General features: G+C 50.7%; 25 protein-coding genes and 3 pseudogenes. 6 read left to right on the top strand and 22 right to left on the bottom strand.

Translation table 11 applies throughout. The features are described from left to right. Window positions 1-30 precede the first annotated feature (30 nt). On the bottom strand, window positions 31-1,089 hold the full coding sequence (locus LIZ87_RS00845; RefSeq protein WP_178316464.1) for a molybdopterin-binding protein: 1,059 nt from the start codon (window positions 1,087-1,089) through the stop codon (window positions 31-33). 232 nt (window positions 1,090-1,321) lie between these two features. On the opposite strand from LIZ87_RS00845, the gene LIZ87_RS00840 reads away from it, so the two are divergent. After that, a complete protein-coding gene (locus LIZ87_RS00840; RefSeq protein ID WP_227144800.1) occupies window positions 1,322-2,185 on the top strand; it encodes a TylF/MycF/NovP-related O-methyltransferase in 864 nt (287 codons plus the stop codon). Here the strand turns inward: LIZ87_RS00840 and LIZ87_RS00835 are convergent. The 19 genes from LIZ87_RS00835 to LIZ87_RS00745 all read right to left on the bottom strand — a co-directional run bounded on the left by LIZ87_RS00835 (window position 2,182) and on the right by LIZ87_RS00745 (window position 20,778). After that, complete coding sequence (locus LIZ87_RS00835) at window positions 2,182-3,030, bottom strand: DUF2812 domain-containing protein (protein ID WP_178316466.1); 849 nt, start codon at window positions 3,028-3,030, stop codon at window positions 2,182-2,184. The two genes, LIZ87_RS00840 and LIZ87_RS00835, sit on opposite strands and share 4 nt — an antisense overlap. Before the next feature lie 67 nt (window positions 3,031-3,097). Beyond that, on the bottom strand, window positions 3,098-4,666 hold the full coding sequence (locus LIZ87_RS00830; RefSeq protein ID WP_227144798.1) for a hypothetical protein: 1,569 nt from the start codon (window positions 4,664-4,666) through the stop codon (window positions 3,098-3,100). A 272-nt stretch (window positions 4,667-4,938) separates the two neighbouring features. Then, complete coding sequence (locus LIZ87_RS00825; RefSeq protein ID WP_227144796.1) at window positions 4,939-5,253, bottom strand: YerC/YecD family TrpR-related protein; 315 nt, start codon at window positions 5,251-5,253, stop codon at window positions 4,939-4,941. Window positions 5,254-5,484: 231 nt separating this feature from the next. After that, the gene (locus tag LIZ87_RS00820; RefSeq protein ID WP_227144794.1) at window positions 5,485-6,291 is read right to left on the bottom strand and encodes a Cof-type HAD-IIB family hydrolase; all 807 of its coding nucleotides are present in this window, start codon (window positions 6,289-6,291) and stop codon (window positions 5,485-5,487) included. 142 nt (window positions 6,292-6,433) lie between these two features. Beyond that, window positions 6,434-7,258 carry a sugar phosphate isomerase/epimerase family protein gene (locus tag LIZ87_RS00815; RefSeq protein WP_178315981.1) on the bottom strand — a complete coding sequence of 275 codons (825 nt, stop codon included), beginning with the start codon at window positions 7,256-7,258 and terminating at the stop codon, window positions 6,434-6,436. 83 nt (window positions 7,259-7,341) lie between these two features. Beyond that, on the bottom strand, window positions 7,342-9,045 hold the full coding sequence (locus tag LIZ87_RS00810) for a M14 family metallopeptidase (RefSeq protein ID WP_178315982.1): 1,704 nt from the start codon (window positions 9,043-9,045) through the stop codon (window positions 7,342-7,344). Between the two features lie 68 nt (window positions 9,046-9,113). Next, window positions 9,114-10,511, bottom strand: coding sequence for an amidohydrolase (locus LIZ87_RS00805; RefSeq protein WP_227144792.1), 1,398 nt, complete (start codon window positions 10,509-10,511; stop codon window positions 9,114-9,116). A gap of 78 nt (window positions 10,512-10,589) precedes the next feature. Continuing rightward, a complete protein-coding gene (locus LIZ87_RS00800) occupies window positions 10,590-11,735 on the bottom strand; it encodes an alpha-hydroxy-acid oxidizing protein (protein WP_227144790.1) in 1,146 nt (381 codons plus the stop codon). Between the two features lie 36 nt (window positions 11,736-11,771). After that, window positions 11,772-12,917 carry an alpha-hydroxy-acid oxidizing protein gene (locus LIZ87_RS00795; protein WP_178317219.1) on the bottom strand — a complete coding sequence of 382 codons (1,146 nt, stop codon included), beginning with the start codon at window positions 12,915-12,917 and terminating at the stop codon, window positions 11,772-11,774. Window positions 12,918-13,004: 87 nt separating this feature from the next. Next, complete coding sequence (locus LIZ87_RS00790; protein ID WP_178317220.1) at window positions 13,005-13,382, bottom strand: hypothetical protein; 378 nt, start codon at window positions 13,380-13,382, stop codon at window positions 13,005-13,007. Window positions 13,383-13,401: 19 nt separating this feature from the next. Further along, a complete protein-coding gene (locus tag LIZ87_RS00785) occupies window positions 13,402-13,824 on the bottom strand; it encodes a hypothetical protein (RefSeq protein WP_178317221.1) in 423 nt (140 codons plus the stop codon). Between the two features lie 28 nt (window positions 13,825-13,852). Then, on the bottom strand, window positions 13,853-14,254 hold the full coding sequence (locus LIZ87_RS00780) for a tautomerase family protein (RefSeq protein WP_178317222.1): 402 nt from the start codon (window positions 14,252-14,254) through the stop codon (window positions 13,853-13,855). A gap of 14 nt (window positions 14,255-14,268) precedes the next feature. Beyond that, complete coding sequence (locus LIZ87_RS00775; RefSeq protein WP_178317223.1) at window positions 14,269-14,667, bottom strand: hypothetical protein; 399 nt, start codon at window positions 14,665-14,667, stop codon at window positions 14,269-14,271. Window positions 14,668-14,691: 24 nt separating this feature from the next. Beyond that, a complete protein-coding gene (locus LIZ87_RS00770) occupies window positions 14,692-15,135 on the bottom strand; it encodes an RpiB/LacA/LacB family sugar-phosphate isomerase (protein ID WP_178317224.1) in 444 nt (147 codons plus the stop codon). A gap of 36 nt (window positions 15,136-15,171) precedes the next feature. Continuing rightward, window positions 15,172-16,251 (bottom strand): oligopeptide/dipeptide ABC transporter ATP-binding protein, encoded by a 1,080-nt coding sequence (locus LIZ87_RS00765; protein ID WP_178317225.1) that lies wholly within the window; start codon window positions 16,249-16,251, stop codon window positions 15,172-15,174. Continuing rightward, window positions 16,218-17,204: an ABC transporter ATP-binding protein gene (locus LIZ87_RS00760; protein WP_227144788.1), complete on the bottom strand. Its 987-nt coding sequence runs from the start codon at window positions 17,202-17,204 to the stop codon at window positions 16,218-16,220. Before LIZ87_RS00760 ends, LIZ87_RS00765 begins: the two co-directional genes overlap by 34 nt. Before the next feature lie 14 nt (window positions 17,205-17,218). Continuing rightward, window positions 17,219-18,073, bottom strand: a complete 855-nt coding sequence (locus LIZ87_RS00755; protein WP_227144787.1) for an ABC transporter permease — start codon at window positions 18,071-18,073, stop codon at window positions 17,219-17,221. A gap of 15 nt (window positions 18,074-18,088) precedes the next feature. Continuing rightward, entirely contained in the window at window positions 18,089-19,009 is a 921-nt protein-coding gene (locus tag LIZ87_RS00750; RefSeq protein ID WP_227144785.1) for an ABC transporter permease, read from the bottom strand. Window positions 19,010-19,080: 71 nt separating this feature from the next. Next, on the bottom strand, window positions 19,081-20,778 hold the full coding sequence (locus LIZ87_RS00745; RefSeq protein WP_227144783.1) for an ABC transporter substrate-binding protein: 1,698 nt from the start codon (window positions 20,776-20,778) through the stop codon (window positions 19,081-19,083). Between the two features lie 425 nt (window positions 20,779-21,203). On the opposite strand from LIZ87_RS00745, the gene LIZ87_RS00740 reads away from it, so the two are divergent. Continuing rightward, a complete protein-coding gene (locus LIZ87_RS00740) occupies window positions 21,204-21,800 on the top strand; it encodes a MarR family winged helix-turn-helix transcriptional regulator (protein ID WP_178315417.1) in 597 nt (198 codons plus the stop codon). An 81-nt stretch (window positions 21,801-21,881) separates the two neighbouring features. Beyond that, window positions 21,882-22,337 (top strand): annotated as a pseudogene (locus LIZ87_RS00735) (ABC transporter substrate-binding protein); the annotation flags it as partial. A 956-nt stretch (window positions 22,338-23,293) separates the two neighbouring features. Here the strand turns inward: LIZ87_RS00735 and LIZ87_RS00725 are convergent. Together LIZ87_RS00725 and LIZ87_RS00720 are read right to left on the bottom strand one after the other, a co-directional pair. Continuing rightward, window positions 23,294-23,575 (bottom strand): type II toxin-antitoxin system YafQ family toxin, encoded by a 282-nt coding sequence (locus LIZ87_RS00725; protein WP_178314053.1) that lies wholly within the window; start codon window positions 23,573-23,575, stop codon window positions 23,294-23,296. Next, complete coding sequence (locus LIZ87_RS00720) at window positions 23,572-23,847, bottom strand: type II toxin-antitoxin system RelB/DinJ family antitoxin (RefSeq protein WP_057572732.1); 276 nt, start codon at window positions 23,845-23,847, stop codon at window positions 23,572-23,574. Before LIZ87_RS00720 ends, LIZ87_RS00725 begins: the two co-directional genes overlap by 4 nt. Window positions 23,848-23,976: 129 nt before the next feature. Between LIZ87_RS00720 and LIZ87_RS00715 the strand changes: the two genes are divergently transcribed. The 3 genes and pseudogenes from LIZ87_RS00715 to LIZ87_RS00705 form a co-directional block, all read left to right on the top strand. Continuing rightward, window positions 23,977-24,129, top strand: coding sequence for a hypothetical protein (locus LIZ87_RS00715; protein WP_227144781.1), 153 nt, complete (start codon window positions 23,977-23,979; stop codon window positions 24,127-24,129). A gap of 111 nt (window positions 24,130-24,240) precedes the next feature. Then, window positions 24,241-24,776, top strand: a pseudogene (locus LIZ87_RS00710) (phage replisome organizer N-terminal domain-containing protein); the annotation flags it as partial. Then, window positions 24,763-25,406 (top strand): annotated as a pseudogene (locus tag LIZ87_RS00705) (ATP-binding protein); the annotation flags it as partial. The pseudogenes LIZ87_RS00710 and LIZ87_RS00705, both read left to right, overlap by 14 nt. Window positions 25,407-25,486 lie beyond the last annotated feature (80 nt).

Raw genomic sequence — 25,486 nt, 5'->3', positions numbered from 1 at the left:
GTTTCTTCCTTCCATCTGTTCCTTTTATAATCAAATTCCTTTTCCGAACCCGCAGTTGGGGAAGGTACAGACCGGACAATTCAGACACAGTCCGCCCTGGCCTAAGGCTGCCAGATCCTCCGGCGTCACCATGTCGTCTGCCATTACTCTTGGCAGGACAAGGTCAAAAATGGTCCTCTTTGCATACATCACGCAGCCCGGAAGTCCCATCACTGCCACAGTACGAGGATTCTCCCCCTCTGTCACATGGTAATATGCCAGCAGGAACATGGCTCCCGGCAGCACCGGAGCGCCATAGGACACGATGTCCGCCCCTGTGTTCTTGATGGCTAAGGGCGTCTTGTCATCAGGGTCAACGCTCATGCCGCCTGTACAGACTACCACGTCTGCTCCCTTCCCGATCATGTCCAAAATACTGGCTGTCACTTTCTTATCATCGTCATTCCATGTCACATGATCAATGATCTCCGTGTCAAATTCCTTCAGCTTCTCCTCGATCACAGGAGTGAAGGTGTCCTTGATACGGCCGTAATATACTTCATTTCCCGTGGTAACAATCCCCACCTTTTTATGTACAAATGGCTTCAGCTCCAAAATCGGCCGGCCTCCTGTGGCCTCCATGGCTGCTGCCCTCGCTGCCTCCATCTTTGTCTCCTCGATCACAAGAGGGATGATCCTGGTCCCTGCCAGCTTATCACCCTTCTTCACTGCAAAATTCCCATGACGGGATGCGATCATCATCTGCCCAAAGCCATTGACCGCCTTTAATCCCTTATTATCTACCTTTAACAGCCCGTCGCAGGCTGCCTTCAGCTCAATTTTTCCTTCCTTTGCCTGGGAGCGCTCCATGTGCTCTCCTTTACACATGGCGCAAAGGATCTCGGCTGCATCATTTTCATGGAGCATCCCCTCTTCCTTCTCCCATACATAGAGCTGGTCCTTTCCTACACTTAAAAGTACAGGGATATCCTCCTTTGTCACCACATGTCCCTTGCGGAATACGGCATCCTTTGTCACACCCTTGATGATCTGGGTAATGTCGTGGCACAATACGGTTCCCTCTGCATCTACTGTTTTGATCAGTTTCATTTTGTCACCCTCCGCCGTTATTTATTTTTTAAAATAACGCTAAATATAAGATACCATGTTTCCCTATGATTGTAAAGTGATTTATACTACACCTGTTGCACATCTGTAAAACTTTGCTGTTAATCCTCTTTTCAATCAGCCGCAGGAAATGGTAAACTATAGAGTGATGGGCCGGACCCGGCTGCCCGATACCGGCAGCACGCTATGGCCTTCTGAAAGGATGATCGATCACATGAATACTCTCATTATCTTAGGTGCCGGCCAGTTCGGCAAAAAGGCCGCCGGGCTTTTAAGGCAGGAAAAGATACATTTGCTGGCCTTCGGCGACAACAATTCCTCCCTGTGGGAAACCAGACTCTCAGGGATCCCCGTGATGTCCATTGAACAGGCTGTCGGGCTGGAGGCCGATCTTGCCCTCATCGGCGTTACGGACCATGAACGCACAAACGCCCTCAAAAGCCAGGCAGAAGCCTGCGGCTTTCGGGGACGTTTTCTTCTCCTTGAGGAGCTGTACCAGTTTTTTGATATCCGCAGCGCCACCCTTCACTTCATGGCAAAACGGCTGGAGGAATGCCGGACAGCCGGGGCCATCGCCGAGCTGGGCGTTTATAAGGGGGATACGGCCTGGAAGCTCAATGCCCTTTTTCCTCAGAGGACTCTGTACCTCTTTGACACCTTCCAGGGCTTTGACACCAGGGATATCTCTGTGGAAGAAAGCCGCTCTTTTTCAAAAGCAGCCACAGGAGATTTCTCTGATACCAGCGAAGAGACTGTCCTCTCCCGGCTTCCTTTTCCTGAGAAAGCCGTCATACGGAAGGGCTTTTTCCCTGATACTGCAGATGGTCTTGAAAAAGAGCACTTTGCCCTTGTGAGCCTGGATGCAGACCTCTATGCACCGATCCTGGCCGGACTGGAGTTCTTCTATCCGCGCCTAAGCCCAGGGGGCATGATACTCCTCCACGATTACAACAACAGCCGCTTTCGTGGGGCCCATGAAGCGGTAGACAGCTATGAGGCCCGCCATGGAGGTCTGCCTCTTGTACCTCTGTGCGACCTGCACGGAAGCGCAGTGATCATCCGGCCTTACCAGCTTTAAAACCGTCTGGCTGCCGCAAGGATGATAAGGCAGATCACTATCATAATGATCATAAACGCAAGCCTTGCCCCTGTCCAGTCAGCGCTCCCCTCCTCTCCCTTCCTGCGCCGCCTTCCTTCAAATATCTCCATAAACACAAGGTTGGCAGCAGGGAGCAGCAGGATAAATACAAACCATATCAGTGAATACAGTCTTTCTCCCTTTACCATCCCATTGATCATCCCATTGCCCACAACAAACGCAATAAAAGGAAGCTCCCAGGCCCATAAAAGGACGGATCCGGGCTTTGTCAGGCCCCATAAAATGTCCTGCCCCCGCTTCATCCGGCGGTTATTCCTTATGATCCAGAGTGACTCCCCCACCGCGATCATGCACAAGGGCAGAAAGACCAAAATCTCCAGTGCGATCCGAAGTCCTGCCATGCCTGTGCCCCACAGTGCGGAGCGCAGGTCCAGCCACAGGCAGAAGGCCATCAAGAGCACGCCCAGCCAGGCAAGGGGCATGATCCTGGTCCAGATAGCATACTTTGCGGACTCATACTGCAGGCGCTCGCTGCTGCCCTCCGGCGGCCTTTCTCCTGTGTCCGATTCCAAAACAGCGGCCTTGCCAAAGGTTCCTATGTACTTCCATTCCCCCTCCCTGTAAAGCTCCGGCTGGACAGCGGCATAGGTCACATAGTACTTGCATTTTCTGGGCTTTCCCCTGGTGAACACGGCTCCTGAGGACGCGTAAAATTCATCTAAAAACCAACCCTTTTCCGCCTGCTCCTCCAGATACGCCTCTATTCCGGGAATCCTGTTGGGAAAATCCAGCAGGCCCATTATACTTTTTATCTTCCGCTCCATCTTTCTGCCTCCCTTCTGCTTTCCTGCAATTTTAAGCTCGTTCTAGTGTACTGCGTCACTCACATTTCTAGTACGGCCTTACATCAACAGAAAAATGATGCTTCCAGATATAAGACGGATACTGGAAATAGATCCTTGTCGCTGTCTCTCCCTGGTCATAAAATGCATAGAAGCCCTGAAGCACGCCTTCCGCCGCTCCCTGATCTCCGGGCCCATAGTCCGCCGATACATAGGCACGCTCATAGGAACGGGCAATTTCCTGCGGGTTTGTCTGCGAAAAAGCCTCTCCCCTCAGGAACATGGTGCTGTCCTGCAGGGCGCACTCTGCAGTCACATAAACCGCCGGTTTTTTTATATCTTGTCCGTTGATATTGCCGTAAAAGTAAGGATTTTCCAGAGCCTTCGCGCTAATCAGGTGAAGCGTACTGTCGCGGAAACGGATCTCCTTATCAAGGGATATCTCATCCGCTGAAACAGGGATCGTGACGCACTCTCCCTCTTCTCCGGACTGTATATATACCGTGTCAAACAGAAGCCGGAAGCTTCCGTCCCTGTACTCCTTTGGTATGTCAAACTGAAAGTATTCTGCCGGCCTTCCCTTCGGCATGCCAACAGGCCCTCTGTCCGGGTCTGTGTGAAAATACGGCCCCGGGACCGATTCCACAGACAAGGAACTGCTTCCCTTGCCGCAGACCAGCTGCGAAGGCCTTATTGTCATGGAATAGTCCTCTTTGGGCCACGTATAGATCCGGATCCCCAGTCCTTCCTCTGTCCACCTGCCCTGGGCTGCGATCCCCCAGCCTGCCTCCATATGCATCCCCGGTATGTCCTCCGGCTCTTTATACTCCCGGGCCCGCTTGAAGGTGAAGGAAATGTCCTCCTCAAAGCCCGGTACGTGGATCTTATAATCACCCAGGGGTTCCGGTATGGAGAGGCGGCATTGATCAGAAAAATACTCATAATAGGAGGTCACATAGCCCTTTGTGAGAAATTCCTCATACATGACAGAGGAGATGCTGGCATTGGAACCCGCATGGAGGCCCTGGCCCTCGATATAATCTCTCTTGGAATCCGCCCTGCTCTCAAAGGCACTGCGCCCATAGATCCCCTTTTCCTCATCAATGGCAAAATAGCCGGGATCCCACTGCACCGGCATGCCTGCCTCCTGAAGCGCCTGATTTTCCTCCTCTTTCCGGAGAAGCGCTTTCATCTCTTCCTCCGGTATCACTGTAATGGAGGAATCCTCCACCGTTATCCGGTAGCTGACGCGGCCTTCCTGATACATAACAGCTGTCAGCCAGGCCTTTGCCCCCTCTGTTTCTATGGGCTCCGGCTCCTCCTCCATCACATAGACAGGGGCGCTGCCGGGAGCACAGATGCCGTAGCCCTCCACCAGCTGGAAGCCTGTCGCATACTCTGTCTCCCCGGCGCTCTCTTCTTTGGCTGCTTCGCCTGCTGCCTCCGGATCAGCTGCAGCAGCCTGCGTCTGGGAGTCCGGCTTTTCGCTCTCCTCCAGGGTGCTTTTTGTCTCCTCCGGCCTGTCCTTCTGTCCGCTCAAAGAGCATGCTGTCAAAAGGACCGCCGCTGCCACACACGCAGCAGCTTTCGCTGCCTTCTTCCGTTCTCCTCTTACCATCCCTGCACCTCCCGTAATACGCCCGTTCTTCTTCCAAATTGCTGTGATCTTATTATATACTATATCAGCTATACATCCGGAAAGCTTAAATATTCCCTTACGATTTTCACCTTATTTCTTAATTCAGCAGTCTCCCCGCTCATAAAAACGCAGTGCTCCCTCATGTTTCTCATGCTGCTTTTCCTTTGCAATATGCAACAACAAAAAGCGGATATTCCGCTCTTTCAATCCTCGGAATATCCGCTTTTTCCGTGTATCTCTCTGACGACAGTTTATTGTTCCTTTGCTTCATTCCCCGCCTCGGTCATAAGCCTTGAAAATACCATATCATATCCGTCGCTTCCGTAGTTCAGGGAGCGGTTTACGCGGCTTATGGTGGCAGTGGAAGCGCCCGTTTTCTCTGCGATCTCCAGATATGTTTTGCCTTCTCTCAGCATCTTTGCTACCTCGTAGCGCTGGGACAGGGACAAAAGCTCATTGATCGTGCAGACATCCTCAAAAAACTTGTAGCATTCCTCTGAATCCTTCAATGTCAGTACTGCCTGGAATAAATGGTCAACTGCTTCTGTTTTAATCTTCTTATTCATGTCCTGGTTCTCTCTCCTTATATTCTATGAGGCCTCCCCCCGTTGGCCCTATCTTTGTAATATGAAACGACAGATCCTCGCTTAAGAATTTCATATATTTTCATTTTAACATATTAAAGTCTGAAAGTCCAGATATAGAACCACTTTTTACCAGGAAAGTTTTTTACTCATAACCGTTCAGACGGCTGCCGGGAGGGCGGCTGAACGGTTACTTTTACTCTATTTAATGTTCTACAGCATAAATTTTTCTACTACCAGGCCCACGCCGTCATCATTGTTGGATGCTGTGATATAATCCGCTGCATTGCGTACAGGAAGGACTGCATTTTCCATTGCCACTCCCAGGCCTGCATACCGGATCATGGAGAGATCATTGTATCCGTCACCGCAGGCGATCATTTCCTCCTTTTTCATCCCCAGGCGCTCCAAAAGCCGGGCCAGGGACTGGGCCTTATCAATGCCCTTTGGCATGACCTCTAGGAAGAAGGGTTCAGAACGGTAAACACTGAAATTCTTTCCCATGGCAGCCTTCACCCTGGGCTCCACTGTCACCAGGTAGTCCCCGTCGTCCAGCATGAGGAACTTGGGCACCTGAAAGTTTACATAGGAGGCCATATCCTCCACCTGCCGGAGGGGGAGATGATTAATGGCAGACTCCTTTATCGCGTAAGGACATTCCGCATTGTTGGTAATGATATCGCCGCCCTCATAGGTCAGGATATCCACCCGGTACTCCTCTGCCAGCCCGATAATCTTCCTATTGGATTCCGGGGGCAGAAGGGCGGAAAACACTACCTCACCTGTCCGGCAGTTGGTGATCATGCCGCCGTTGTAGGAAAGGATATAACTTCCATATTTTTCCAGTTCCAGCTCCTCTGCCAGAGGCTGCACCCCCGCCGTAGGCCTCCCCGACGCCAGCACCACGATCTTTCCGGCCTCCTGGGCCTTCATAAGCGCAGCCTTTGTCCTGGGCGTGATCATCTTGTCACGGTTCGTCAGTGTTCCGTCTAAATCCAATACGATCATATTATAGTCCATGTTATCTCTCCCCATGTGTACATTTTCCAATAGTTTATTGTACCAGAAAATGCAGCGGGGGACAACTATTTTACCTTGCGTTTCCGCATGCTGCACCTTGGCTGCCGGGAGGACGGCTGGAGCATGCAGAAACTCAAGTATTTTACATATTGCCCATAAGCTCCCTGATATGTTTCAGTCCGCGGAGCACTGCCGTCTTTCCATCCGGCCATGGATAGCATTCGATCGTAAGCGTATCCTGATAGCCGATTTCCTCTAGCGCCTCCAGGAAGGGCTTAAAATCGATCAGCCCCCAGCCAGGATAATTGCGGTTATTGTCTGCAATATGAACATGATGCAAGTGGCTGCCGCTGAGGAGCACCGGTTTTTTCCAATCCTGTTCTTCCATATTCATATGGTATGTGTCCAGGTGGACGCCCAGCTTGTCGCTGCCCACCCTGTCTATGATGTCCATGACCTCCTCTGCCCTCTGGAGGTAATTGGTCTCAAAGCGGTCAATGGCCTCAATAACAATGGTTCCCTTCCCCTTAGAGGCATAGTCGCACAGCTCCTTGCAGGCCTCGATCATACGCCTATCGATCTCCGCCCTGGGCACATCCTTCGGGATCTCCCCGCGCATGGAGCCGATGACAATGCTGCATTCCAGCAGGGAGGCCAGATCCAGATGATCCTTTAACCTCTGCACAGCCCTCCTTCTGACATCTGCATCCGGCGAGGTGATGGAAAGGCCCTCTCGTCCATAGGCCTGTCCTGTTCCGATACTCGATATGATCAGGCCTTTCTTTTCACAGTATTCCTTTATCCTTGGCCCGTCCACATCCGTTGGCTTCAAAAGATGAAGCTCCATGGAATCAAAGCCGTTTTCCGCCAGGAAGTCCGCTGTGCCGTAAATATCAGGGTCATTCAGCGGAAACGGGGAATTGACTGGGGCATCCAGGGCACAGGTAACACCAATCTTAAAATTCATACGTTGTCTCTCCTTTTATGAAATCCGGGCACCGCCAGTTTTTTATGCTGCAACAGGGCGCCCGCTGCCGGGTTCATGCAGTGCTACAGGGAAATCTCCCGGCGTACAGTACCGCACCTGTCAGTGGATGCCGTGATCCTGAGGGTAAGCGCCTCTCCCTCCCGGCTCTTGTTTGTATCCGCCCGGAGGATCCATTCCACCTTTTTCTCATTGGGCTTCCACATAGCCCTGTCGTGGGACCACTCTGCATCACGGCCAAAACGGCCCTCCAAATGCCCGATATTCCCTCTGTCCGTACAGCATTCAATATGGATATCACCATTTACACCCTCAAGCTTTACCTTAACAGGAGCAGCGGCATTTACATCCACTGCCTGGGAGCTTAAGTAAGTAGGCAGATAACCTGAATTGCGTATCACAGCACTCACTTTATAAATATTCTCAGCCAGAGGAGTAACGGAGGCTTCACGGATCACCAGCTTTGGCAGGGCCTTGGCAAGTTTGATGGTGAAGGAGGCCGCAGCCCCTGAAAGCTCCTCCAGATAGGATTCCGGCGGATTGCGCTCCACATAGATGCGGTTCCAGCCGCCCACCTCCACCTTGCCCAGCTGGGGGTGATCCACCGGCTCCCAGTCAAGATAGGCCTTTTTACCCATGACCTTATCCGCCCATTTCAGGATCGCCAGCTCCTTCTCTTCATCCTTTGCTGCAAAATGAAATTCCTTTGGGCGCTCTGTTCCGGCTGCATCATACACATTCCACAGCTCCAGCATAAAGGAAGGAATGCCCCACAGCTCAAAGGTCAGATCGCTTAGGGTACCGCCTCTTACCCGGCTTTTGTCCGGTGTAAAACCCCCAAAGGTGGACATGACCTCATACCCCAGGTCCTCCTTGCCCATAGCTCCCAGTGCATTGTACATGGACAGGTCTGCTCCCAGGAAATGGTCATCGCTCTTTCCGCTGAAGGGGCGCATGATCGCTCCGGCATTGGTGTGATAGGAGATCACTCCGGCAATATTGGGATGGTTATGTATGAAATAGGCCACAGCTCTTGTCTCCGGCTCTGAAAGCGGCAGCTCGCATGCACCATACTGAAGGCTCTCCGGCAGCCAGTTAGCGGGGTAATTTCTGTTCAGATTCACATCCTTTGGCATCGGTATCTCAAACCCCACTGTGTCTCCCTGGATAATGCCCTCAGGATATATACGGTAAAAGGTGCCCTGCTTTTCATAGGGCTTTCTCAGCACCATGAGACGGGGATCCTTTTCCGATACCTTCCACTCCCCGTCGGGATCCGGAATGCGCATCTGCGCTACCACACGGTCACCGTTGATATCCTTTGGCCTAAGGCCTGGCAGCGGCTGGCGCTCCTCCATGGGATATTTGCCATTGGAAACACCCTGCAGCCCTGTCTTTAAAATGGTCTCCACCCCGTCCGGGTTCAGCCTGGGGATAATGTAAAAAACCGTATCCTTTAAAAGCTGAGTCATATCCTCATCCTGCCCATAGGAGCACAAAAGGTTCTTAGCCAGGGAAAGCGCTGCATTTGTACCGCAGAATTCCTCTGAATGGGTGCAGGCCTCTGCATAGTAGCCCGGCTTCTCCTCCGGCGTTCCGGTGCTGTAATCTGTGATCTCCAACAGGGCGATCTCACGTCCCTCATGGGTAGTCCCTACGCTGGAAAGCCTGCAGAGCCCCGATGCCTCCGCTGCCATCTCCTTAAGGACTTCCATCAATTCCTCATAATCATAATAATAGTCAATCCTGATATCCTGGATCCTGCTCAACGCTTCATCTCCTCCTTCTCCCTCATAGTCCCTGCCGTCTCCTTCTCAGCGGCACGGCCCTCGTCCTCTTATTCCCTGACAGGCCTGGGAGGATATTCGGCCTTGTCAGGGAGCATGGTCTCATACTTCTTGCCTGTCATACTCCGGGCAAATTCCTCCTTTGCCTTCTCCACCAGCTCAGGCTCTGTCAGAAACCGCAGGGCAGTAAGGGCAGTCATGCGGGCGCCGTTTATCATGCTCTTAAATCCGATTTCCATACCTGTCACAGCAGCCACCTGCCAGCTGTGGAAGTTTGCCCCGATCGGGAAGCAGGCTCCCTTGTAGAAACAGGATGGGCAGATATGGGACACATCTCCCAGGTCAGAGGAGCCGTAGTCATTGTCCTCGTCGATGGGCATGACCCCGACATGGAGCTGGGTGTCAGGGGCACTCTTTGAGAAGGCCACGGAGGCCTTCCACTCCTCCGGTATCGTCTCATTGAGCTTGCGCGCATATTCAATATTCTCTGTACTCCACTCCTCCATAGGGATCGTCCTCATGCACTCATCCACCACATCGGCCACCACATGATTGTTGAGCACCGGATAGCATCCTCCCAGCCGCTCCACCTCCACACGCGTACCTGTCATGAGAGCCGCCCCCTTTGCAATATCGTGAAGGCGCTTTTCCACATCCATCATGGTATTGATATCGAGAGCACGGAAGGTGTATTTCACTGCAGCATAATCCGGCACCACATTCGGAGCACTTCCTCCATTGATAATGCAGTAGTGTATCCTCACATCCTGCGGTACGTGCTCCCTCAGATAATTGGCCGCCACGTCCATAAGCTCTACTGCATCCAGGGCGCTCCTTCCCAGCTGGGGATCGCAGGCAGCATGGGCGCTCTTGCCGTAAAACTTAAAGATCTGGCTGTTGGCACCTGTGAGAAGGCTGTAGGAAGAGCGGTTAAACTTGCCCGGATGCCAGCAAAGGGCAATATCCAACTCCTTAAAGGCTCCGCCTGAAGCCATGGCTCCCTTTCCGCCCACAGTTTCCTCTGCAGGGCAGGCATAAAATACAATGGTACCCTTCAGCTTCTTGGCCTCCATCTCATCCCGCAGCGCGATCAGCGCTCCGATGTTGGCTGAGCACATCAGGCAGTGGCCGCAGCCATGTCCCCAGCCGCCTTCTACCACCGGATCCCTGTAGCAGACATCCTTCTGGCTTAAGCCCGGAAGGGCGTCAAACTCTCCCAGAAGACCGATCACCGGATGTCCGGAACCATATACTGCCCTAAGGGCCGTGGGCAGGCCGCCGTAATCCCGTTCCACCTCAAAGCCAGCCTTTTCAAGCAGCTCCGTACATGCATCGGATGCAATAAATTCTCGGTTCCCCTGCTCCGGATTCTCCCAGATCTTCCGGGCCAGCCGGATGAGATCATCCTTTTCCTCGTCAATCCTCTTAAAACTGATATCCCCTAACATATGAAATCCTCCTGTGTTTTCCCGCCTGAGCCTTTTTCCGGGATTCTCTGCCCAGCCGGCCTTCCCGCAGCGGTAACGTTAAAATTCCTTTGTAATAACGACCTTGTCTCTCGTAATATCCCTGAGCGTCAGACATCCTGTCATGCGCATCGCATTTTTCAGCTCCCAGATCACCTTCTGCAGATAAATGGATACGCCGTAGCTGTCAGCTCCCTCTGCCGCCACCATAACCGGGCGTCCGATCAGAACGCCGTCCGCTCCCATGGCAATGGCCTTAAATACGTCCTCGCCATGGCGGAAGCCGCCGTCAATATAGATCTTGATGTCATTTCCAACTGCCCTTTTAATATCCTCCAGCACCTCGATCGTCGCCAGGGACTGGTCTAGGCTGTTTCCTGCATGGTTGGAGATCACGATCCCTGATGCCCCTGACTCACAGGCCTTTACTGCTCCCTGAGGCGTCATGATACCCTTTAATATATAGGGCCTGTCTGTGACAGAGAAAATTTCCTTTAAATGCTTTGCGGATTTAGGGGTTACAATTCCCGGAAGAGAATCGTACTTTGCATTGATGGACATATCTCCCAGGCCTACGCAGTCAATATCCGTCGCAATCGCAACTGCCCCCGCCTCATCGGCCTTTTTGATCCTCTCTATCATCTGTCCGTCCTCCCAGGACTTGATGGTAGGTACGCCCCTGCCGCTTCTCTCCTTAATGGCGTGCAGGCCGTCATCAAAAAAATGGACCAGCGGGTGATGTTTGGAATCTGCTACCCAGCCTACCAAGCCCACATCGGCGCAGCCATCGATCAGAGCCTTTGTATATCCATAATCATCGCTGTCCGTGGCACGCCCGTCTACACGCTCCATTCCCGGACGCTTAAAATGGCTGTCCGGAAATGCATTTTTTATCCATGCAATAGGAGCATTAAATACAGGTGCGCTCATGACTTCCCCGAAAAATTCGCAGGAGGTATCGATCTCGTCTCCATTTCCGCCCTCATACATGGTATCGCAGGCCAGCCGTATCTGCTGGAGCTTCTCATAATTGCGCTCTCCGCTCTTTCCACGCTCGCTGGAGACAAAACCGCACTTTGGCCGCAGGCTGTCGCATTCCCTGCAAGCCCTGCACCTGGGAGCCACCCTTGGACGTGCCTCATCCAGAATGCGGTTCCACTCCTGCCTTAACTCCATATACATCATCTGTGTTATATCTTTTGCCATATGTATTCTCCCATATGTTTGAACTCACTTGTTCTATTAGAATTCTTTCGTGATATAGATCTTATCCCTTGTGATGTCCTTCAAGCTCAGGCATCCTGTCATACGCATTGCATTCTGCAGCTCCCAGATCAGCTTCTGCATATAGATGGAAACGCCGTAAGCCTCTCCGCCCTCTGCTGCAATCATAAACGGACGTCCTACCAGCACACCGTCTGCTCCCAGGGCCAGAGCCTTGAACACATCCTCACCATGGCGGAAACCGCCGTCAATGTAGATCTTGATATCATTTCCAACTGCCTTTTTAATATCGGCCAGAACCTCGATGGTAGCCAAGGACTGGTCCAGGTTGTTTCCTGCATGGTTGGATACCACAATACCGGCAGCCCCTGCCTCACAGGCCTTCACTGCTCCCTGGGGAGTCATGATGCCCTTCAGGATATAGGGCTTCTCTGTGATAGAAAAGATTTCCTTTAGCTGCCTTGCTGACTTCGGATTGCTGAGGCCGGGAAGAATATCATATTTTCCATTAATGGACATATAGCCCAGGCCTACGCAGTCAATGTCTGTTGCAATGGCAATGGCACCAGCCTCGTCCGCCATTCTGATCTTATTCGGAAGCTTCTCATCATCCCAGGATTTGATGGTAGGAACGCCCAGGCCGCCTCTCTCCTTGATAGCTCTCAGTCCATCCTCATAGAAATGTACCAGAGGATGATGCTTGGAATCTGCCACCCAGCCAATGGTGCCCACATCGGCACAGCCGTCGATCAGAGCCTTGCTGAACGCGTAGTCATCACTGTCAATGGCCTTGCCGTCTACATTTTCAACGCCCGGCTTCTTAAAATGCGTATTGGGAAGCACGTTGCCCACCCACGCAATGGGCGCGTTAAAGATCGGGGCACGCATCTTATAGCCAAAGAAATCACTGGAGGAGTCGATCTCATCTCCATTTCCCCCCTCATAGATCGTATCGCAGGCCAGCTTGATCTGCTGGATCTTTTCGTAGTTGCGGATACCGCTGCGTCCCCTGTCGCTGGATACAAAGCCGCATTTTGGCCTTGCACTGTCGCACTCCTTACAGGCTTTGCACTTAGGCGCCATTCTCGGACGCGCTTCATCACAAATCCTGTTCCATTCCTTTCTCACTTCCATATACATCATCTGTGTTACATTTCTATCCATGATATTACCTCCTGAACCTTTTCTTATTTTCGATCTTCACGCCCTCCGGCCCTGCAGGCAGCCCGGACAGACCTTCCATTCCTTCCGTCAGCCCATTTCGTAGGCCGTATTTACGCTCCTGTCATTGCAGCGCAGGATGCCGTTTAATCCGACCATATCATTTGCCTGCTCCTTAATCACCATGCGTACATCACCCTGATCTCCCAATACATTGCGAATTGCCTGGTTTAACAGCTTTGCAAAGCGTTTCTTTACATCAAATCCCTTTCCCTTTGCTGTGTATACCAGCATAAAGGAGCCGAAGTTTTCGCTGTGGCAGTCCGCTGCCAGTTCCTTCACAGCCACTGTGGAAGCCTTCTCATCCAGGTTAAAGCCTTCTCCCACTGCACTTTTTATTCCAGCGATCAGATCCTTCATCTGCTCCTTTGAGCAGCCTTCTTTTACATATGCATATACATGTGTCATATTCTTATCCTCCAATCCATCAGCCCAGCCAGGGAGTGCTGTTTTCGCCGCGTGTCTCATCCAGATGCTTTATTGCGGCAGAGTCATATTTTAAAAGTGTCCCGTTCACTGCCCCATTGTCATATCCGTGCTCCTTCATATGGAAATACACATGGCCGATCTCCTCCGGATCCACCAGCGCCCTCAGGCGCTCATTCATCAGCTCTCCTGCACGCTTTTTATATGCATAAGGCGTGCCCTCCGGTGTATAGAGAACCGGGAAATAGCAATGGTGCACGCGCTCATTTGCCTCTCCATCCCGGAAAGCTTCCAGGATCACCAGCACATCCTCCTTCTCCAAGTGCAGCCCCTCGCAGAGGCTTTCTCTGGCGGCAGTGATCATTGCCTGCTTTTTGGCGCTGTCCGCATACCGGTCTGATACATAAAGTACAAGTGTCGTCATTTTTATCCCTCCTGTTGATCCTTCTCTGTTATTTGTCCTGATTCAGTGAGCCCAGATAGGCCATCATCTCTGCGTCCTCACAGCGCATAAGCCCTTCTACGGAAATAAACGGGTTCTCATGCTCCTCTAGAAGCACGACAGCATTCTCCGTCTCGCCTTCTCCAAAGGCCTCATCACAGGTTTCCTTAAACAGCTGTACAAATTCACTCTTATTTACAAAGCCCTTACCCTCCGCTGTATAACAGAGCATGATCTTTGACCGCTTCATCACCTCATCACAGTGATCCGGATCAAATTCATGAAGATACACATGCTCAAAATTCGGCGCAAGCTTCAGCCCCATGGTCTCGCATTTCTGGCAGCCCTCTATGAACCGCGCCTTCTGCTCCTCTGAATAGCCTGCCGGGATAAACCCAATCAACATTGCCATATACCATATCCTCCTTATTTATTCTGGTAAGCCAGCTGGGCCGCCACTGCCTCCGGATCCTCGCAGCGCATTTCTCCCTCGCAGGAGATCATCCAGTTGGTATGCTCTTCTATCACCACCGAGTCATAAAGGGTATCCTCTGCTCCAAAGATCTCATCACATTTTTCGCGAAACAGCTCTGCGATCCTGCTCTTTGAGGCGGTCACCTTTCCTGCTCCCGTGTAGATCACCAGATATTTTGTTTTTTTCATCACCTCATCACAGTGGCTGGTATCAAATTCGTGAAGATATACGTGCTCATATATCCTGGGCATATCAAATCCAATACACTCCACATCGCCCAGCGCTGCGATAAACCTGTCCTTTAACTCCTGGGTATAGCCCTTTGGAAGAAAGGCTGTTACCATTGCCATGCTTTATCCCTCTTTTCCCTCTTGTTATTTAAAATAGGCTTCCTCCACCTTTTTGATATGTTCCAGGGCACCGCCGTTGCAGGTGCTTTTTAAAAATGCCTCTGCCATCTCGCAGGCCTTCCCCGGCGTCACTACCATGGCTCCCATCGCCATCATGTTCACCTGATTAAAGGCATGGATGCGCTCCGCCGTAAAAATGCTCTCACAGGGCACGCAGTAGATCCCCTTGATCTTATTGGCAACCAGAGAAACTCCTGCTCCGCTGCCACACATAACGATCCCCCGCTCGCACTCTCCGCTTTTGATCTTTCCGGCTACACCCTCCACGGTATCCACAAAAAAGAACTGGCTGTCCTCCTGCTCTGTCTGGCCCATATCACAGACCTCATAGCCCTTTTCCAGCAGATACTCTTTTACTTTCTCCTTTAATAAAAATGCGGAACCCTGTCCACCGATCGCTACCTTCATTCTTCCAACTTCCCTTTCTCTTTTTATTTGCAGTTCCTATAACAGGCTTTCTCTCTGAGGAGGCATGATCCCTGCTCTCAGCATCTGTCCATTCATTTCCTGCCTGCGGCCTCCATAGATATGGCAGGCCACAAAGTGTCCCTTCCCCACATCCTCAAGGGCCGGTTTTTCGGCCCTGCACAGCTCCGTGGCATAGGTACAGCGGGTAGCAAAGGGGCAGCCTTTCGGCGGGTTGATCGGTGTAGGCACATCTCCCTCCAGGATCACCTTCCGTCTCTTAAAGGCAGGGTCCGGGATAGGGATAGCGGATATCAGGGCTCTGGTATAGGGATGGAGCATGTTTCCAAACAGCTCATCCTTTTCTGAGAGCTCCACCATATTCCCCAGATAGATCACCCCGATACGGTCGCATAAGTGCTTTACCACGCTTAGATTGTGTGAGATAAAAATATAGGTCAGGCTGAATTTCTCCTGAAGCTCCTTCATAAGGTTCAATATCTGAGCCTGTACAGAGACATCCAGAGCAGATACCGGCTCATCGCATACCAGTATCTCCGGGTTTAAAGCCAGAGCTCTGGCCACACCGATCCTCTGCCTCTGTCCGCCGGAAAACTCATGAGGGTAACGGTCATAATAGGTCTCAGGCAGTCCCACATCACGCATAAGCTTCCTTGCCTGCTTTTCATTTTCCTCCCTGCTGCCTGCCTTGTGGATGACCATTGGTTCGCAGATACTTCTTCCAATCGTAAATCTGGGATCAAGGGTGGAATAAGCGTCCTGGAAGATCATCTGTGCCTTTTTCCTGTATTCAAACAGCTGCTCTCTTCCATAGCTCCAGATATCCTCTCCCTTGTACAGTATCTGACCGGAGGTAGGGCGCTCCAAACGGACAATCGCCCTGCCGGAGGTGGATTTTCCGCAGCCTGACTCCCCTACGATCCCCAGGGTTTCTCCCTTATACACATCAAAGGAGATGCCATTGACTGCCTGGACCTTATTTTTCTGGGACCATATTTTTCCCTTTACTTTCATCTTGATCGGGTAATGGATCTTTAAATCCTTTACCGACAGAATCACTTCTCTCAATTTCCGTCCCTCCCTGCATATAAATGGCATCTGACCTTTCTTCCATCCCCTAACTCATAAAGCTCCGGGGCCTTTTCCATACAGAGCGGCCTGCATTTTTCGCATCTCGGAGCAAACCGGCAGCCCTTCGGAAAATTCACTGCGCTGGGCACAGAGCCCTTGATGGCATAGAGCCTGTCCACATCCTCGTGGAGCTTTGGAATGGATTTTAACAGTCCCTGTGTGTAAGGATGCTTCGGCGATGCAAAAATATCTGCCACTGCTGCATATTCAATGGCCTGTCCTGCATACATAACAAGGACATTGTCAGCCATCTCAGCCACCACACCCATGTCATGGGTAATAAGGATAATCGCCGTTCCCAGCTTCTCCTTCAGATCGGTCATAAGCCGCAGGATCTGTGCCTGAATGGTAACATCCAGGGCTGTGGTAGGCTCGTCTGCTATAAGGATGCGCGGATTGCATGACAATGCCATGGCGATCATCACCCTCTGTCTCATACCTCCGGAAAGCTGATGGGGATACTGGTCCACAGTGAGCTCCGGAGAAGGGATCCCTACCAGACGCAGCATGTCAATGGCATGGCTCCTGGCCTCCTTTTTGCTGATCTTCTGGTGGTAATGCAGGATTTGATGGATCTGCTGTCCCACGGTAAATACAGGATTTAACGAGGTCATAGGCTCCTGAAAGATCATGGAAATATCATTTCCACGTATGCGCTGCATTTCCTTTTCACTTAAAGCCAACAGGTTTTTTCCCTCAAACAGGATCTCGCTTCCCGGCTCCACCTTTCCGGGAGGGCTCTGGACAATGCCCATAACCGACAAGGAGCTTACGCTCTTACCGCAGCCGGACTCTCCCACAATTGCAAGGGTCTCTTTTTCCGCCAGCTTATAGCTTAAGCCGTCCACGCTGTGGACAACGCCTTCTTCTGTGTAAAAGTAGGTCTTCAGATTTTTTACTTCTAATATGTTCTTTTCCATTGTCACATCCCCATTCAGCTGTTTTTCAGTTTCGGGTCAAGGGCATCCCGCAAGCCATCTCCCACCAGGCTGAAGCTCAACACTACCATGGTGATGGCGATACCGGGAATGATCGCATGGATAGGCTGCAGCCGTATCATCTCCCTCGCCTGGTTCATCATAGCGCCCCACTCTGCTGTGGGCGGCTGCACTCCCAGACCTAAGAAAGACAGGGAGGAGGAGGTCAAGATGGCCGTACCCAGGGCCAATGTCACATCCACGATAATAAGGGACACGCAGTTTGGAAGAATATGGGTAAGAAGAATGCGGGCATTGCTTGCTCCAAATATCTGGCAGGCCTGCACATACTCCCTCTTTTTTAAGCTCATCACCATACCCCTTGTGCGTCTCGCCATACCGGGAATAGAGAAAAAGGAAATTGCAATAATGGTGTTCATTGTGCCCGAACCCAGGATCGCTACCACCAGGATCGCAAGGAGCAGTCCCGGAAACGCCATCAAAATATCCACCATACGGGACAAGATGGTATCTGTACGGCCGCCAAAATAGCCTGCCATAAGTCCCAGAAAGATACCTGTCACAGAGCCTATGGCAACTGCCAGGAAGCTTACGAGAAGAGTGGTGCGGGCACCGTAGATCATCCTAACAAGAGTATCGCGTCCCAGATTATCTGTTCCCAGCCAGTGTCCCGGACCAGGAAGAAGATACTTGCTTCCCAGCTCCACTGCATAGGGATCTCCCTTGATGACAAAGGGCCCCAGGATCGCTACCAAAAAGAATGCGATGAGGACAATGCTCCCTATAATCGTGGCTGGCCGCTTCACAAAACGTCTCAGAACCGGGTTTTTTATCAGTTTATTCTTTGCCATATCGTATCCTGCTCCTTAATTGTATGAAATCCGCGGGTCAAAAAGGCCGTAGCAAAGGTCTGTGATCAGGTTCACTACCACGAAGACCAGGGCAAACAGAAGGATCGTTCCCTGTACCACAGGATAGTCACGGCTCATAACGCCGGAGACCATGTAGCTTCCCATACCGTTGATAGAGAAAACGGACTCGGTAATGGCAGCGCCTGTAAGCAGGGAGCCAAATTGGAAGCCGATGATGGTAACAACAGGGATCATGGCATTGCGGACCGCATTTTTATAGATCACCACATGCCGAGGAATGCCGCAGGCCCAGGCTGTCCGTATATAGTCTTCTCCCAGCACGTCCAGCATGGAGGAACGCATGGTCCTGGAGATCGTAGCAATGGACTGGGCAGCCAGGGAGGTCACCGGAAGGATATAATGCTTCCATGAGGAAAGGCCCATGACCGGCAGCCATTTTAACTGCACTCCAAACACGACCATCAAAATGATGCACAGGAAAAATATGGGGGTGGATACGGCCACCAGGGACAATACCATGATCAGGCTGTCAAATATTTTTCCTCTGTGAAGGGCTGCTGTCACTCCCAGGACGATCCCTATGACCGTGGACAGACAGGCCGCTATCACTGCGATTTTAAAGGTATTGGGATAGCGGTCACCGATCTCCTTTGATACGGGAAGATTTCTGAAATAGGTCCGGCCCATATCACCTTTTAAAAGGTTCTTTATATAGCTCCCGTACTGGATCACCACAGGCTTATCCAGGCCAAATTTTTCCTGAAGCTCGTGGTACTGCTCCTCTGTCGCTTCTGCCCCCAATATATTCCGCACAGGATCACCCGGAACCAGCCTGGTAAGGGATACAATGAGGAAGGATACGATCAGCAGGACGGGGATGATCTGTATGATACGTTTTATCAGATATTCAAGCATAAGTAAGGTTTGCCTCCTTCCTGGTTCTAATATGGCCGGGAACATGGATATTGTCCCGGCCATAAGGATTGTTATTTTGTAATGACTGTCTGGTCAAACTCAAGCACGCCTCCTGCATTGCACCAGAGTCCCTGGATCTTTGCAGAATAGCAGAGGATATCTACCATCTCAGCAATATTGATCTGTGGCGGATCCTCCTTGTAGCAGATGTGCTGGATCTGATGGAACAGATCCAGGCGCGCCTCATCGTCCATGGTGGCATTGGCCTTTGCGGATAATTCGTCTACCTGTGCGTTGCTGTAGAAGCCATTGTTCTGAGCTCCGTTTGTTCCATCCGGAGAAGTCTCATACCAGGTATGCACCACGCTTCCGAATTCACGTGTTCTGCCGCCTGTCTCCTTGATGAACAGCGGATAATCAAAGTCTTCAATGCGGCTTCCGCCGATCTTCTCCTGATATACAGAATTCTCTACCGGGACAACTTCGGCCTTTACGCCGATCTCTGCCAGCTGCGCGGATACTGCCTCTGCCAGTTCTACATATTTATAGCCTGTGGTAGATGCATAGATCTTGGTCTCAAAACCATCCGGATAGCCTGCCTCTGCAAGAAGCTCCTTGGCCTTTGCCTGATCCTGGTCAATATGTCCCTCATCCAGGAAGCCCCAGATCACATGGCTTGAAAAGCCCTTTACTTCGTTCCAGAAGTCACCGTACAGATTCTGGGCAATGGCATTTACATCAAGAGCGTATACAAGAGCCTGGCGCACCTTTACATTTGACATGATCGGGTCATTGCAGCCAAAGCGGACATTGTAGATCGAGCAGTTGTCAGAGCCTGTTACCACGAAATCCGGGTTCTGTTTTAACAGCTGTGCAGACTCTGCAGATAAGCCGTAAGCCACATCCACCTCTCCGGATTCCAGAGCGGCCGCACGTGCAGAGGTATCAGGAATAAATACCACCTTCAGGTACTGCGTCTTTGCATTCTCGCCTGTCACGGAAACCGTATAGTAGTTGGGGTTTGCTTCCAACAGCACATATTCGCCGGACTTCCATTCCTTGATCTGGTAAGGGCCGGACGCGTTCATTGTCTCATAGGACCAGCCTAACTCATCCAACGGATATTTTTCCAAAAGTTCCGCATCCCATACACCGGAACTGTAGCTGCACAGGATACGCATCATAGAAGGCGCAGGCTCATAAGTGGTGATGGAAAAATGCAGGTCATCAATATAGTCAACGCTCTTAAACTGTGCGTAATGTCCTTTTGGAACTGCCAGAGGATTGGCCTCTGCAAACGGAACCAGTACCTTAAGGGTAGCTACCACATCTTTTGCCGTGATCGGATTGCCCTTGGCGAACTTCATGCCGTCTTTTAAAGTAAACGTCCATGTAAGCTCATCCTCAGAGACCTCATAATCCGTGATCAGGGCCATCTTTACTTCCTCAGCAAATTCACTGCCTGGCTCTGCAAGCACCAGCTCATTCACCATCTGAGTAGTCTCCATCATCGTCATAAAGGATGGTGTAGTCGTCATCATCGTCAATCCGCAGAGGGAAGGCGGTTCCTGGTCGATCGCCAGAACAATCGTGTCCCTGTACTCTTGCGCCGGAGCATCCTCAGCCTCACCGCCCGCCTGTGAGGGGGCCTGGGAAGCATTCCCTTCCGTTGTTTTCGTGGAAGAACCACTGCCACAGGCTGCTACCGATGCAGCCATTGTCATACAGACAATTAATCCGGCGACTCGTTTCAAAAGATTCTTCTTCATAACGTTGTCCTCTCTTTTCTTCTTAGTAAAAATAGTTTCACGTACATACCCATATATCGCTGCAGCAGGTATTTCTGATAGTTAAAGCATATACCCTGCCAGTAGATTTGTCAATGTTTTTTTGTTTAGTCATTAAATTTCAGAATATTCTCGAAATTGTTTTTGTAGCGATTTTTTCAAAGAATTTTTGTGTTTTTTGATAGATATATCAATATTTTTGCCTATTTAATCATGCCTTTTTAACATATTTTTGGTGGATTTATTTCTTGTTTTCTTCTTGTTTTTCTTCGTCCTTTGTTTTATAATTAGTTTAATAATTAAACAACTTTTCATGGACTTGTATTTATTTTCCAATATGTTATGATATATAGAAAGGATAAACTCCCCCAGCTTTATATGCTATGGGCGGATGTAGGAGGGTATATATGACAATCGCAGAACAGAACCTGAAATATATGGATGATATGGCCTTAACCACACAGCTAATCAACCAGCGTCCCGGACGTATGATACAGCTTGCATCCTTACTGAACCGGTATGCGTCCCGGCCAAAATATTTTGGCGATGGCGATTATGTATCTCTGATCGAGATCGGTATTCTGGTCTATATCTCCTCCTTTCCCGGAGTAACAAATGCTATTCTGTGTGAACAGTTCGGCCGGACAAAGGGTGCCATTTCCCAACTCATCCGAAAACTGGAGGATAAAAATTACATACAGCGGGAATCCAATCCTGAGGATGCGAAATCTTATCTGTTCTACACTACTTTAAAGGGAATGCGTCTGATCCAGAAGATCAACGAGAAAGACATGAACGATTCCAATGGAACCCTGATGCGCCTGCTCCAGATATGTCCCCTGGAGGATATCCAAACCTTTTTCCGCATGGTAGATATCTATATTACAATCCTCATCAGCCAGATATCCGAAGAAAACGAAGCAGTAGCAAAGGCAGAGGTAAAAAAGAAGGAGAAAGCCGGTCAGGCTGTCCCTCTTGATGAAACTGCAGAAAATGCAGGATAATTCTTTGTACCCTGTCCCCCCGCTGCACATTCTCCCGAATCAGCAATACACTATACTATAACCCATTTTCAGGAGGATGTTATGAAAAAACGCAGAAGACTGCTGCAGTCCCTGGCTGCAGCCTTGTTCTCTCTTGCCCTTTTATCAGGCTGCAGCCTGCCGGGAGGGACGGGAAGCTCGGACCGAAAGCCCCTTGTGCTCAATGAGGTGGCCCATTCCATCTTCTATGCGCCCCAGTATGCAGCCATCGAGCTGGGATATTTTGAGGATGAGGGGATTGACCTCACACTGGTAAACGGCGGCGGAGCCGACAAGGTAATGACCGCCCTGATCTCCGGCGATGCCCAGATCGGCTTCATGGGCTCGGAAGCCAGCATCTACGTATATCAGGAGGGCTCCCAGGACTACGCCATAAGCTTCGCCCAGCTGACCCAGCGAGCCGGGAATTTCCTGGTAGGGCGGCAGTTGGAGGGAGACTTTCAGTGGGAAAGCTTAAAGGGGAAGAAGGTGCTGGGCGGAAGGGCAGGCGGTCTACCTAACCACGATGTAACATGGGAGCACATTAGAGGGATTTATGAGTGGACAAGCGGAAAAGCCCCAAATTTAAAGGTTTTTCAGTATGAGGAAAGGGTTATATCCGCCTCTTAGCACAACTGCATTATATTACTTTGCTTGAAAAAGGACAGGCCTGACCGTAAAGGTTGGGTCTTTTTCATGCGCCTTTACCTTCAGCATCAAGAGCTTTTGCCCCACAAAACAGATTTTAGTGAAAATTTTGAAAATCGGTATTCCTACATTGACTTTCCAGCTTCTTACCAGTCTTTCTATCGCGCTGATTAACAGGGCCGCAAATGGATATGATGACGCGGTGATTGCTGGAATGGGGGCCGTCACATCTCGGCTATCATCACTGCATTCATGGCAATACAATTACACAAAGAGTTGGCAATAACAGAAACAAAATTACTTGCTTATGTTTTACCCTGATAAACATGTCACGGAAAATCTGTACCGCCAACCGGATTATGAGTACGTCCACAAAGAATTAAAGCGTGTTGGTGTGACGTAAGAGATTAAAGCACGCATTACTCGGCTGTATAACTGGTCTAAGGAAGAAGCCGCCAAGCCGCAGGGTAAAGGCAGTATTATGACGCAGCTATGGCAGGCGCAGTACGAAAAGTACAAAAGAACCCGCTGCCAGATTGACAAGGTGAAGCCGCTGCCCGCTATCTGGAAAATCTGAAAGCTGACGATGAGCCGATCACCCCGAAAAATGGCAAGCCGAAATGGATAGGCTGTCGGCGCAGAAAGATTTGCAGTACCAGCAGATGAAAGCCATGTGGGAGGAAATTAAGGCCGTGGAGAATTTGAGGAAGGTCGCTGAGAAGCTGGCAAAGGAACAGCCCGACCAGAACCAGAAAAAGGAGGATCACGAGTTATGAGCATAGCAAAACCGCCGTACAGAAAAATCTTCCATACGGCGGCTTGTGCTTTCATTTTCCGAACAAATCGCTGTGCGTCCCGGTACGGGCCAATGTCAGTACCAGCACATCGTCCTCAATGCGGTAAACCAGCAGCCAGTCCGGCTGAATATGACATTCCCGGTGTCCTACCCAATCGCCGGACAGCACGTGGTCTTTGTTCTTCTCTGGCAGCGTTTCCCCCCGTGATAAGGCCCGGATAATATCATCCAGCAGATCAATATTGAGGTGGCGCTTCAATGCCAGCTTATAGTCTTTTTTGAACTGTGTCGTCCAAACAATGTCACGGTTCATCGTTTCAGCTCCCGAAGTGCTTCTTCTACATCGGAGTAGTGCTTCACGCTGGGATCACGCGCAATACGTTCTGCTTCCAGCATAGCGGCAATGGTTTCTTTGTTGGGCTGTTCCAGCCGGACTTCAAAGGGAAAACCGCCGACACGCAAAGACTGACGCAGAAACACATTGATTGCAGTCGTCAGGTTCATACCCAACTCGCCATAAAGCGTTTCGCACTGTTTTTTGATGTCGCTGTCCATGCGGACGCTGAAATTTGTCGTGCTTGCCATAGTATCAACCCCTTTCTCATTTCATTGCACTTATAGTATATGCGAATTGCAATGCAAAATCAACTCAGCAGACATAAAATTTACAAATTTTTAAGGAGCCCAAAATTCATCCCAAAATTCACCGCCAAAATGCAAACAATGCTTTTGACGATTACCGTCCAAATCCCGGTGCCGCCTATGCCGCCCACACCCGCAGCCGCAAAGAAGCCGGAGCCGGTTTTCACAAAAGAGCAGCCTACCGTGTGCCGCTGCCATGTGCGCTATGACAACCGGGCAGCATGAGAAAACCTCTGTCATGGATTACCGGTAGTACCGCAGGGCGCAGCGTCTGGTACATGAGTGCTGCAATTATAAATGCGTACACGTGCCATTATAGACCAAAGGAGCAAACCTATGTCAGACAACCGAAAATATTATTACCTGAAGCTGAAAGAAAACTTTTTCACCGATGAAAAGAGGGTGATTATGAAAACTATGCAGGACGGGCTGCTGTATTCCAACCTGTTGTTGAAAATGTATCTTATGTCGCTAAAGAGCAACTGCGTTCTTATGCTGAACGGTCATCTTCCCCCCACACGCCAGACCATAGCCACTTTTATCCGCCACCAGATCGGAACCGTGGAACAGGCGTTACGGGCAGTCCTCTACTGAGGGGGAGCGCAAGAAGAAAGAACGGATGCGTTTGAAGCGCCAAAAACTGCTTTCATCCGGTAAAGCGGACATTTGTCCACCAGAGATTAGATATTAGAGATAAAAATATAGAGAGTAGAGAGTGTGACAGCACACACGCCTATGGCCGTTACAAAAATGTTTTTCAAAGTGACGAGGAATTATCCGAACTGCCTACCTTGTGGCAGACCCACATTGACCGGCTATCCGAGTACATGGCGTCCACCGGCAAACGGTATCAGAATCATGCCGCCACAATCCACCACTGATCTGCCCCTTGCCGGGGATGAGTACATAGACCCGGCTGACGGGCTTATCCACACTGTAAGAAATGCGGCGGCAACCGCCAGACCATCGTTCCCTGTTTTGGAAAACCCGGCTATTTCATGCTCCGCTGTATCTGCCCTTGTCAGGCCGAGGCAGAGCGCCAGCGCAAAGAGGCCGGGGAACAAAGAAACCGCATGGCGAGTATCAAGCGCCGGAGGGCGCAGGGGCTTCAAGACCGCTATCTGTATGATTATACCTTTGCCAACAATAACGGGCAAAACCCGCTAATGAAGAAAGCCTGCGCCTATGTGGAGCATTGGGACGAGGTATACCGGGAGAACACCGGGCTTCTTCTGTTCGGGAATGTGGGGACCGGGAAAGCCTTTTTTGTCGGTTGTATCGCCAATGCGCTGCTTGACCGGGATATTCCGGTGCTTATGACGAATTTTCCCGTCATTCTGAACCGGCTGACAGGTATGTTCTCCGAGGACGGGGCAGATTCTATCGCAAGTCTGGGAATGTATGACCTGCTGATTATTGACGATTTAGGTGTGGAGCGCAACACCGAATACGCAATGGAGCAGATATTCACCGTCATTGACTGCCGCTACCGCAGCCGCAAGGCCACCACAGGCCGGGAGGTGGTTCTCATTTCTATGCGACAATTTTTGACAGGATACCACTTGTCAAAAAAATGTAGTTC

It is taken from the genome of Lacrimispora sp. 210928-DFI.3.58, from assembly GCF_020554865.1.
Classification (GTDB): domain Bacteria; phylum Bacillota; class Clostridia; order Lachnospirales; family Lachnospiraceae; genus Enterocloster.
This window is presented reverse-complemented; position numbering and strand designations above follow the sequence as displayed.